The sequence below is a fragment of the Micromonospora sp. NPDC005806 genome (genome assembly GCF_042871425.1).
In the GTDB taxonomy this organism is placed as follows: Bacteria; Actinomycetota; Actinomycetes; order Mycobacteriales; family Micromonosporaceae; genus Micromonospora.
Genome location: NZ_JBIAIL010000002.1, coordinates 447792 through 457776, shown reverse-complemented (window position 1 = coordinate 457776; position 9985 = coordinate 447792). Strand labels below are relative to the sequence as shown.

At 69.5% G+C, this 9985-nt stretch carries 11 protein-coding genes and 1 tRNA gene; 6 read left to right on the top strand and 6 right to left on the bottom strand.

Going from position 1 to position 9985, the window contains the following annotated elements; genetic code table 11:
• The first annotated feature begins 408 nt into the window (after positions 1 to 408).
• Both ACFYOS_RS04755 and ACFYOS_RS04750 read left to right on the top strand, forming a co-directional pair.
• Positions 409 to 484 (top strand) — tRNA-Arg (locus tag ACFYOS_RS04755).
• A gap of 204 nt (positions 485 to 688) precedes the next feature.
• Positions 689 to 958, top strand: coding sequence for a hypothetical protein (locus ACFYOS_RS04750; RefSeq protein ID WP_387136038.1), 270 nt, complete (start codon positions 689 to 691; stop codon positions 956 to 958).
• Positions 959 to 1449: 491 nt separating this feature from the next.
• On the opposite strand, the gene ACFYOS_RS04745 is transcribed toward ACFYOS_RS04750, so the two are convergent.
• Entirely contained in the window at positions 1450 to 1860 is a 411-nt protein-coding gene (locus ACFYOS_RS04745; RefSeq protein ID WP_387136037.1) for a pyridoxamine 5'-phosphate oxidase family protein, read from the bottom strand.
• Positions 1861 to 2022: 162 nt separating this feature from the next.
• On the opposite strand from ACFYOS_RS04745, the gene ACFYOS_RS04740 reads away from it, so the two are divergent.
• Positions 2023 to 2997: a serine hydrolase domain-containing protein gene (locus tag ACFYOS_RS04740; RefSeq protein ID WP_387136036.1), complete on the top strand. Its 975-nt coding sequence runs from the start codon at positions 2023 to 2025 to the stop codon at positions 2995 to 2997.
• A 118-nt stretch (positions 2998 to 3115) separates the two neighbouring features.
• Here ACFYOS_RS04740 and ACFYOS_RS04735 read toward each other — a convergent pair whose 3' ends face one another.
• The 4 genes from ACFYOS_RS04735 to ACFYOS_RS04720 form a co-directional block, all read right to left on the bottom strand.
• The gene (locus ACFYOS_RS04735; RefSeq protein ID WP_387136035.1) at positions 3116 to 3916 is read right to left on the bottom strand and encodes a zinc metalloprotease; all 801 of its coding nucleotides are present in this window, start codon (positions 3914 to 3916) and stop codon (positions 3116 to 3118) included.
• A gap of 484 nt (positions 3917 to 4400) precedes the next feature.
• Complete coding sequence (locus ACFYOS_RS04730) at positions 4401 to 4856, bottom strand: VOC family protein (protein ID WP_387136034.1); 456 nt, start codon at positions 4854 to 4856, stop codon at positions 4401 to 4403.
• A gap of 154 nt (positions 4857 to 5010) precedes the next feature.
• Positions 5011 to 5748 (bottom strand): class I SAM-dependent DNA methyltransferase, encoded by a 738-nt coding sequence (locus tag ACFYOS_RS04725; RefSeq protein WP_387136033.1) that lies wholly within the window; start codon positions 5746 to 5748, stop codon positions 5011 to 5013.
• 41 nt (positions 5749 to 5789) lie between these two features.
• The gene (locus ACFYOS_RS04720; RefSeq protein WP_387136032.1) at positions 5790 to 6749 is read right to left on the bottom strand and encodes a helix-turn-helix transcriptional regulator; all 960 of its coding nucleotides are present in this window, start codon (positions 6747 to 6749) and stop codon (positions 5790 to 5792) included.
• Between the two features lie 79 nt (positions 6750 to 6828).
• On the opposite strand from ACFYOS_RS04720, the gene ACFYOS_RS04715 reads away from it, so the two are divergent.
• The 3 genes from ACFYOS_RS04715 to ACFYOS_RS04705 all read left to right on the top strand — a co-directional run bounded on the left by ACFYOS_RS04715 (position 6829) and on the right by ACFYOS_RS04705 (position 9060).
• On the top strand, positions 6829 to 7515 hold the full coding sequence (locus ACFYOS_RS04715) for a VOC family protein (protein WP_387136031.1): 687 nt from the start codon (positions 6829 to 6831) through the stop codon (positions 7513 to 7515).
• A complete protein-coding gene (locus ACFYOS_RS04710; protein ID WP_387136030.1) occupies positions 7512 to 8108 on the top strand; it encodes a GNAT family N-acetyltransferase in 597 nt (198 codons plus the stop codon). Before ACFYOS_RS04715 ends, ACFYOS_RS04710 begins: the two co-directional genes overlap by 4 nt.
• Before the next feature lie 175 nt (positions 8109 to 8283).
• Positions 8284 to 9060, top strand: a complete 777-nt coding sequence (locus tag ACFYOS_RS04705; protein WP_387136029.1) for an HAD-IIB family hydrolase — start codon at positions 8284 to 8286, stop codon at positions 9058 to 9060.
• Positions 9061 to 9106: 46 nt separating this feature from the next.
• Here ACFYOS_RS04705 and ACFYOS_RS04700 read toward each other — a convergent pair whose 3' ends face one another.
• Positions 9107 to 9952 (bottom strand): SDR family oxidoreductase, encoded by an 846-nt coding sequence (locus ACFYOS_RS04700; protein ID WP_387136028.1) that lies wholly within the window; start codon positions 9950 to 9952, stop codon positions 9107 to 9109.
• Positions 9953 to 9985: the final 33 nt, after the last annotated feature.

Sequence of the window (9985 nt, the reverse complement as noted above, 5' to 3'; positions counted from 1 at the left end):
AGTTCCGGGTGCCTGTCGATCAGATCCCCAGCGTCCTACTAACCCACGGGCTCGGACAGCGCCAAGACGGTACGACGTCAGCCGGACGGCCCTAGCCCGATTTTCACCCGCTCAGGGTCGCGCCACCAAGCGCACGAACTACTAACCCTGGCAGATCAGCACCACAGCTGGCCAAATGGAATCGGCTTGGCATCCGGGCAGGCCATCGACTCGCCTGTCGGAAGCAGGCACCTGCCCGCCCGCCGCCTGCTGGCCGGCAACGCCTCCGCTGCCGCCGACCTCGAACCGGCCCTGCGGGTCACCGACCCGCTCCAGGCCACGAACCCGCCGCGGGCTCACCAGCCGCTACGGCGCCCGCCACTCCTGGGCGCTGGCGGGTGTCTGCCGGCAGGTACGCTGGGGCCTCGCGCCCTCGTAGCTCAGGGGATAGAGCAACGGTTTCCTAAACCGTGTGTCGCAGGTTCGAATCCTGCCGGGGGCACCAAGTCACCGCCTTGATCAAGGATCACTGGTCTGTGTTCCGGGGCTTCCGTGCCCGCTGCGTGCCCGATCGCCTCGCCACCTTCGCCCGGCCCGCGTTTAAGCGCTGAGCGACCTCAGCGTCCCGGGCTACGGCGGGGCCCTGCGTATCCTCCCAGCCTTGCACGCATGTCCACCCACGCTTGTGGATGCCTTTTACCGTGGGCTTATGTCCAGCATCGACCAGAGGCTGCGAGTGGTCCGCCAGACGGGCATGTACCGCGCGTCCATCTGGGGAACGCGACTCATGCCCATCAGTTGGGCTGTGTTGTTCGTCTGCGTTCAGGTATCGCTTTGGCCGGTCGGAGTCGTTGCCGTCTTGATCCCGTACGCCCTGGGGATTCCGTTCGCATTGCACGCCTACTGGGAGTTGGAGGTCCCACAGGGAGAAGTGACGCTCCAGTACTGGGCAGATGTCTTCAACCCGCGTTTCCGCTAGATCGACGAGCGCGGCGCGGGTCCGCCAGCGCCCTAATTCAGAGGGGCAGCACCAGCAAAGACTCCCTACCAAGGGATCCCGCTACCCACCAAGATCAGGTCTTGGCCCCCGGTGGCGCGATTCTTACCAACACCCCAGACTCGGCGGCAGGCCGACGCCGGGCTGAGCGACGCTGTCTAGTCCCACCAAACCGTGAATACACCGTTCGTTTGACACTCCCACGTCCCCCCTCTACCGGCACCTCATCAAAGATCAACTCAAACTCGCCACCGGCACGGGTTAACACACAGAGGCGCTCTTGAGCCCCTCCCCGCCCTTGGGGCGACGCCCGGGACTGCGCAGGCCAAAAGAGAGCCACACAACCAACGTGGGCGGCCGAAAAGAGAGCGACAGGCCGAGCGCCTCGACCGAAGCCCGCCCGGGCGACAGTCATAGGGCAATGAAAAGTAGCCGAGAGGCGTGTACGCGAGCGTCTCGGCGGCTGCCATGGATTACTGAGCCATGCCCGCGAGCAGCCACCGTCGGACGGGAATCTCCAGCAGTACCCGGTCACTCTCCTGCATGACCGGCTTCCTGACGTCCCATCCTCCGTATTTGCTCGCGAAGGCCTCGACGACTTTGGTTGGGAAGTTGCTGCGGTGCACGCGTGCGATGCCCTCTGCTACGACGGGATTGGTCCCATCCTCCAAGGCCAGGGACACCCGCGCGTCGGCCACTACGTTCCGGGCCTTGACGCTGCGACCGTCGCAGCCGATCCACCAGATGCCGTCGGCGTAGACGAACCAAACCGGCGTCACGTGGGGGGAGCCATCACGGCGCAAGGTGGATAGCCATACATTCAGCTCTTCGGCCAGTCGGACCTCGACGTCCGACGGAAGCGGTGCCGAGAGAGGTTGAGTCACTCGGGAAGTGGATCACATCTGGAACGGACGCACATACCGCCGACCGCGCGTCACGCAACGTCACAGAGAGTCGACCAGGTCAACATCCGTCGTGCCGATGACAGCTCGGGTCTTACCAAGCTGCCCGAAGGCGCCTTGGCGGCGGCTGGGAGGATCCTCACCGTGAATCTCCAGGATGTGCTCGACAAGCAGGTCCATCTCCGCGGCGTCCCGGCCGTGGTAGCGGGGCTCTCCGCTACGGGGACAAGCTGCGTGGCCACTCGCGGAGCGGTTCAGGTGACCTCGGATTCGTGCTTCCGAATCGCGTCGTTGACGAAGACCTTCACCTCCACTGCGCTCGTGCTGACACTGCAAGAGCACGACGTCCCGCTGAGCACTCCAGCCATCGAGTTGCTTCCAGACCTCGCGCCTGACTGGCGAGCCGATGCGAGCCTCACCGTCGAGCAGATTCTCGGGCAGGTCTCGGGGCTGCGTGAGTCCGTGGACTCGACCGCCGTGGCAGCTCTGGGTGACGGGCGCCACGCGCTCAACGAGGCGGCCCGGCTCGTCGTACGCGCCGGGAACGACCAAGAGCCCGGGGCACACTGGTCCTACTACAACGGGAACTACTTCCTGGCCGGCGCGATCCTCGCGGCCCTCGACGGCGCTTCGTACGAGACGGCATTGACGAAGCAGCTGCTCGAACCTTGGCATCTCTCCCGAACAAGCTTCGACGCACCGCGCGACTCGGTCACCGGGTGGGACGGTTCGACCGAGCTCCCACGGAGCGATTACCCACACTCGCGCCGCCCCAGCGGAGGCTTGTGGTCGTGCGTCTCGGACCTCTTGGCACTTGGCCAAGGACTGCTCGGCGACCGGGCCCTTCTGGAGGACATTCGCCGACCGCGCACCAGGCCGGACGACCCCATGACGTACGGCCTCGGATGGGCGCTTGGCCCTTCGGGCCAGATGTACCTCAACGGGCGCCTGCCCGGATACCGGACCGCGATGCTACTGGTTCCCGACAAGGACTACGTGAGCGTTCTCCTCACCAACCAGCAGCACGCGCTCCCTGCCGTGGCAAGAGTCCTCAGCGACATGCAGCAGCCCCTGACTGGTGACGACCTCGCCACAGCCATTGACCGCTTCGCAGCCTGAGGTGCACTCACATGCCGCCGACGCGCGCCCCTTTCGTAGCGCTTCGGCTTACGTGTGAAGGGGTTGACGAGCCGCTCGCCGCAGCCCGTCAACCCCGACACGTGCCACCAAGGATTGGTTACTGCTTGCCGCCACCGGCCCGGAATGCCACCCAGGCGTCGCTCATCCGGTCCGCCTGTCCAGCGGTGAACATGTTCATGCAGGAGTCCTGCGTGTAGTCCATGAAGTTGTGGATCGGGTCCAGCCCGGGCGCGGTGCAGGTGTCCGCGCCCACCGGGCAGTTGAACTGCGGCGCCGCCTCCCGCGGAGTGTCCGCGACGTAGTCGCCGGAAGCGGAGCATCCGTGCGCGAAGGTGTGCTCCAGCATCAGCCAGTGCCCGACCTCGTGCGTCAGCGTGTCACCCAGGGCGTACTTACCCGCCGTTCCGCCCGGCATCGACTCGTCCAGCATCACCACGCCGTCGATGTAGTCCCGGCCGTTGTTGTAGCCCTTCGGGAAGTACGCCCAGCCGAGGAGCCCGCCGCCGATGTTCGCCGCGTACACGTTGAGGGTGCGGGCGTCGCCGGTGTACAACGCCTGCTTCATGTCCCGCTCGTTCTTGCCCGGCACGACCGTGTACCAGTCGCTGTTCACGGTCCACGTCGTGTCGACGAGGTTGAACCGGAACGGGGTGTCGGCGGCGTCCGCCGCCGTGCGGCCCGCGTACGAATCGTTGAGCACCGTCATCTGCGCCGCGATCAGGGTGTTCCACCTGTTCGTCTCGGCCGCGCTGAGCGGGTGGTCGGAGATCATGTGGAAGACCGTGGGCACGGTGACGCTGCCGTTGGGCAGGCGCGGCGAATCCTTGATCACGCCGTAGGCGTTTGCCTCATTCTTCGAGTACAGCTCCGGCTCCTGTGCGGTGGCGCCCTCGCTCACCCGCGCCGCGCTGTGCCCTTCGGCGCCCGGCTGACACGCCGCAACACCCGCGGAGGCGGTCACGGACGCCGCCGTGCTCACCGCCGCGGAGGCTCCACCGGCCGCCAGGAATGTCGCAGCGGTAGCGGTCAGGGCTGCCAGTTGGAAAGTGGATCTCCTGCGCATCGTTGCACCTTTCACGCATGGGGGATGGAGGCAGAGCGGGATGGACGACGGTCGCCGCGACGAGGTCTCTGACCTCGTCGTATCGGTATAAGAACACGGCATTGGCGTTAACAACAGACCCCAAGGGAGGGAACGCGGCCCAGATCCCGATCTCGCCGGAGCGCACCATAGGGGGTGTTTGGTCACTCAGTTCAGACGGAGTCGCCGAACAGCGCCACGGCGAGGTTGACCTCGACGGGCTGCTGCGCGGACCGCTCGACGAGATTCACCGCTGGGTGGCTCGCTGGTGCCGGATCGGCAATCCCGGGTGGGAACGGAATCAGCTCGAACTGGCGGGCCGGTCGGCGAAGACGCCGTGCAGCATTCCGGTGGCCTGGCCGATCTCGATGAGATAGCCGTCCGGGTCGCACAGGTAGCAGCGCAACTCGGCCTTGCGGTCGAGCGGCTCGGTCAGGAACCGTGCGCCTTTCGCCCGGGCGTCGGCGTAGAAGGCGGCGATGTCGGCCACCCGGACGTTGAGGAATGCGGACACTGGGTCGCCCGGCTCGGGTGGCCTCAGGATGATGTCGGGCTTGTCGGGGGTGGGTCCCCCGCCGGGGTTCATGATGATCCAGCTGTTGGCGATCCGGACGACCGCGGGGTTTTCGGCCAGGACGACCTGCCCGCCGAAGATGTCGGTGTAGAACCTCCGCGAGACCTCGATGTCGCGCACGGTCAGGAAGTGCGTGACAACCAGCCCCTGCTGCGGCGCGGGTAGGTCGTCACGGGTCACCATCCGTGCCTCCTCACGATTGTCCGGACCTGCCGACGCGGATGGCGTAAGCCCGGGTGGTCGGCCGCCGACGCCGCGGTCCCAGCTTCCCAACTTTCCCGCTGCCGCGAAGGCGCTCTCCGGAAAACCCACCGGATCTGGCGGCGGCCGTGCCGGATCAGCGCGGGATGCGGTAGACGGACACGTGGGACCGCGAGTCTGCGGTGAACTCGGCACCCGACCAGTCCGCGTGGCGGGCTTCCAGCTCGAACCCGGCCAGCTGCGCCATGAGATCGAGCTCGGCCGGCCAGATGTAGCGGTGCGGGCTGCGGAACAGCTGCGCCTCGGTGCCCGCACCGAACCGGAAGTGGTGCGATACGACGTGCTGACGCAGCACGTCGTAGGTGTCCAGGCCGATGTAGCCGGGCTCGGTGTGCCAGACCGTGGCTTGCTGGCCCGGCGGCAGCTTGCGCAACTCCGGCACCCAGAGCTCGATCACGAACCGACCGCCGGGGGTGAGGTGGCGGGCGGCATTGCGGAAGCATTCGACCTGCTCGGCCTGGGTGAGCAGGTTGGAGATCGTGTTGTAGACCAGGTAGACGAGCGGGTATCGGCCCGGGGCGACGGTGGTCGTCATGTCGCCGACGAGTACCGGGATCGTCTCCTCGTCGGCCTTCGTGCGGAGTCGGTCCACCATCGCGGGGGACAGTTCGATGCCGGTGACGGGCACGCCCCGTCCGGCGAGCGGGACGGCCACCCGGCCGGTGCCGATGGCGAACTCGAGGGCCGGCCCGTCTCCGGCGAGTTCCGCGAGGCGGTCCACGGTGGGACCCAGGACCTCGGGTGCGAACATGCCGGTTCCGGGCGTGTCATAGCGTTGGGCCGCCTCGACGCCCCAGATCTCGTCCTGCCGCATGATCCGACCATGGCCAGGCGAGCCGGCGCTGTCTACCGAATTCAGCGCGCTCCGTCGTAGCGGGCGGCAGCGGCGCGCAGCTCTTCCGCCACCCGCGCCCGCATCTCCTCAGGCGCCAGCACCTCCACGGCGGCACCGAGGCTGAGCAGCGCCGACACCGCCCACCCCGAGTTCTCGAACGGCACCGTCAGCTCGATCTCGTCGGTGGCGGCGACGGGTATGCGATCCTTGCCGGGCACCGGCACCAGGCGGCGCAGGCGCGGCAGCGCCCCGGGCGCCACGCGTACGGTGACCTCGACCGCAATCGCCTCGTCCTCCAGCGCCCGGCGCGCCTCGGCCCAGGATCCGGCGAGGTCGAACCCGGTCGGGCGGGTCACCGGCTCGTCGAGCGGCTCCACTGCGCGCACCCGGGAGACCCGGTAGGTGCGCCGCCGGCCGTCCCGCCCGGCCACCAGGTACCAGTCGCCGGCGGCGAGCACCAGCCCGAGGGGGGCGACCTCGCGGGTCGACGCTTCACCGTCGCGTACGTAGTGGAGGCGCACCCGACGGTCGCGCCAGACCGCGTCGGCCAGCTGGGGCAGGCAGGGCACCGGCTCGGGCGCGCCGTACCAGCGGGCCGGGTCGAGGTGGAAGCGTTCGGCGGTGCGGCCGGCGCGTTCCCGCGCCTCGCCGGTGAGGCTGGCCCAGACCTTGATCCGGGCCCCTTCCAGCAGCTCGCCGAGCCCCAGCTGTTCGGCCGGGCCGCCCAGCCCGAGGAAGGCCAGCGCGCCGGCCTCGTCCAGCCCGAGCCCGGTGAGCCTGGTGCGGTAGCCGCGGTCGAGGCGGTAGCCGCCCGCCGGCCCTCTGGTCGACCGCACCGGGATCCCGGCGGCGACGAGGGCCTCGACGTCCCGCTGGACCGTACGCTCGCTGACCTCCAACTGGCGGGCCAGCTCCCTGGCGCTGGCCTGACCGCGCACCTGGAGCTGCAACAGCAGGGTCATCATCCGCGAGGCACGCACGGCACCATGATCGCGCATATACGACAGAGGATGTCGGGAACCGGGTGGAGACTGGGCCGCACCGACGGGAGGAGAGATGGTGGGCGACCGGATCACGGCAGAGCAGTTCCATGCGGCCGAGGGCGTCGAGGACTGGCGGGTGCTGGGCGAGGGAGCCGGCGCCTGGTTCCGCACCGGGTCGTTCGCGGCCGGCGTCCGGCTGGTGCGGGCGATCGGCGAGCTGCCCAGTCTCGACGACCACCAGCCGGACGTCGACCTGCGCCGCGACGGCGTGGCCGTGCGGCTGGTCACGCTGACCGCCGACAGCTACGGGCTGACCGGGCACGACCTGGGGCTGGCCCGGCGGATCTCGGCGGTGGCGCGCGAACTCGGCGTCCCCGCCGACCTGGCGGCGGTGCAGAGCGTGCAGGTGAGCGTCGACGCGCTGGACATTCCGAGGGTCACGCCGTTCTGGCGGGCGCTGCTCGGCTACGTCCAGCGCGCCGACAGCCCCGAGGACCTGGTCGACCCGCGGGGCCGCGGGCCGGCGTGGTGGTTCCAGCAGATGGACGCGCCGCGCCCGCAGCGCAACCGGATGCACGTCGACGTGTGGATCCCGTACGACCTGGCGGAGGCCCGGGTCGCGGCGGCGGTCGCGGCGGGCGGCCGTCTGGTGAGCGACGAGCACGCCCCGTCGTTCTGGTTGCTCGCCGATCCCGAGGGCAACGAGGCCTGCGTCGGCACGGTCGGCGGGCCCGTCCCGGCCGGGGAGGGCGATGCCGCGTGACGGCCGTCGACGTGGTCCCGGCCAACCGGGCGAGCTGGGCGGACCTCCAGACGGTGTTCGGCACCCGCGGCGACGCCGCCCGCTGCCAGTGCCAGTGGTACAAGTTCCGGGACCGGGACTGGGCGTCGGTTCCGGTCGCGGCGCGGGCGGAGCGGCTGGCGGACCAGGCCAGTTGTGGCAGTCCCGGTTCCGAGGCCACCAGCGGGCTCGTCGCCTATCTGGATGGCGAGCCGGTCGGCTGGTGCGCGGTCGAGCCGCGCACCGCTTACCTGCGCCTGCGGTACACCCGCGTGCCGTGGCGCGGTCGCGACGAGGACCGGGCCGATCCAGGTGTCTGGGCGGTGACCTGTTTCGTCACCCGGGCGGGCTACCGGCGCCGGGGGGTCAGCCGGGCACTCGCCCGGGCCGCCGTCGAATTCGCCCGGGCGCGTGGTGCCCGTGCCGTGGAGGGCTATCCGATGGTCGTGCCGCCGGGGCAGGATGCCGGCGCGGGAGAGCTGTACGTGGGCACCCGGAGCGTCTTCGCCGACGCCGGGTTCGTCGAGGTCAGCCACCCGACGCCGCGCCGGGTCGTGATGCGGATCGACTTCTGAGACGCGGGGCCGGTTGGCATGACCAGAGCCGGAACACCCGACGGTTGCTCGGGCCCATTGTTACGCTCCGCGATGGAGCGGTGCGCAGCGTGACGATCGGGGTTCGCGGGTGCCGGCTGGTCACCGTCGGTACCCTGCTAGTCCTGGCCTGCCCCCGACGACATGGTGGTACTTGATGAACGATATTCGAGTGGTGGCGTTCGACCTGGACGACACCCTGGCTGTCTCCAAGTCCCAGATCGATCGTCGGATGGCGGAACTTCTCGGCCACCTGCTCACCGAGGTGGACGTGCTGATCATCTCCGGTGGCCGCTTCGAGCAGTTCGAGGCGCAGGTGCTGGCCCACCTGGACCTGACCGAGGAGCAGCGCGCCCGGCTGCACCTGATGCCGACCTGCGGCACCCGCTACTACCGCTGGCACGACGGCGACTGGCGGCTGGTGTACGCCGAGGACCTGAGCGAGGCGGACAAGGCGCGCGTGATCGAGGCGCTCACCGAGTCGGCCAAGGCGCTGGGTCTCTGGGAGTCGAAGACCTGGGGCGACATCGTCGAGGACCGGGGCAGCCAGATCACCTTCTCCGCGCTGGGCCAGTCCGCCCCGCCGGCCGAGAAGTACGGCTGGGACCCGGACGGCAGCAAGAAGAAGCGGCTCCGGGACGCGGTCGCCGAGAAGCTGCCCGACCTGGAGGTCCGCGGCGGCGGCTCGACCTCGATCGACGTCACCCGCAAGGGCGTGGACAAGGCGTACGGCATGCGCAAGCTGCTGGAGTGCCTGGACCTGAAGATCGACAACGTGCTCTTCGTCGGCGACCGGCTCGACGCTGGCGGCAACGACTACCCGGTCAAGGCGATGGGCATCCGCTGCATGGCCGTCACCTGCTGGGAGGACACGGCCGAATACGTGGAGACCCTGGTCGACGAGCTGGTGCAGCTGCGCGCCGAGCCCGCCTGAGCCGGTCCGTCGCCGCCCCGGCCCGGCCGGGGCGGCGACGAAGGCGTCAGAGCGCCGCGCGGATCGCCTCGGCGAGCGTGGTCGGCGTGCGGCCGAGCAGCTTGGCCAGGTCGTCGCCGACCTCCAGCTCGCCCTGGGCGAGGCCACGGTCGCCGTCGGCGAGCACGGCCGCGTAGCCCTCGGGAAGGCCGGCCGCGACCAGCAGTTCGGTGTACTTGTCGACCGGCAGGTCGACGTAGGAGACCTCGGTGCCGGTCTGCCGGGAGATCTCGGCGGCCAGTTCGGTCAGGGTGAACGGCGCGCCGCCCAGCTCGTACACCGTGCCGGCCTGGCCCTCGGCGGTGAGCACCGCGGCCGCGGCCTCGGCGTAGTCCGCGCGGGTGGCGGCGCTGACCCGCCCGTCACCCGCCGCGCCCGCCACCCCGTGCTCCCGGTACGTGGGCAGCTGGGCGGTGTAGTTCTCCAGGTACCAGCTGTTGCGCAGGAACACGTGCGGCAGGCCGGCGTCGCGGATCAGCTGCTCGGTCGCCTTGTGCTCGGCGGCGAGCGCCAGGCTGGAGCTGTCCGCGTTCGCGATGCTGGTGTAGACGATCAGCCCGACGCCGGCCTCCTTGGCGGCGGTGACCACGTTGCCGTGCTGCACCACGCGCTTGCCGACCTCGCTGCCGGAGACGAACATCAGCTTGTCGGCGCCCGCGAAGGCCGCCTGGAGCGCCTCGGGGTCGTCGTAGTCGGCCCGCTGGGTGACCACTCCGCGCCCGGCGAGTTCGGCGAGCCGGTCGATGTTGCGACCGACCGCCACGATCTGGTCGGCCGATACGCCCCGGTTGAGCAGCGACTCGATGATCAGGCGGCCGAGCGGGCCGGTGGCGCCGGTGACGACGATGGACATCAATACTCCCTGTGGTTGCGACACGAACTGTCT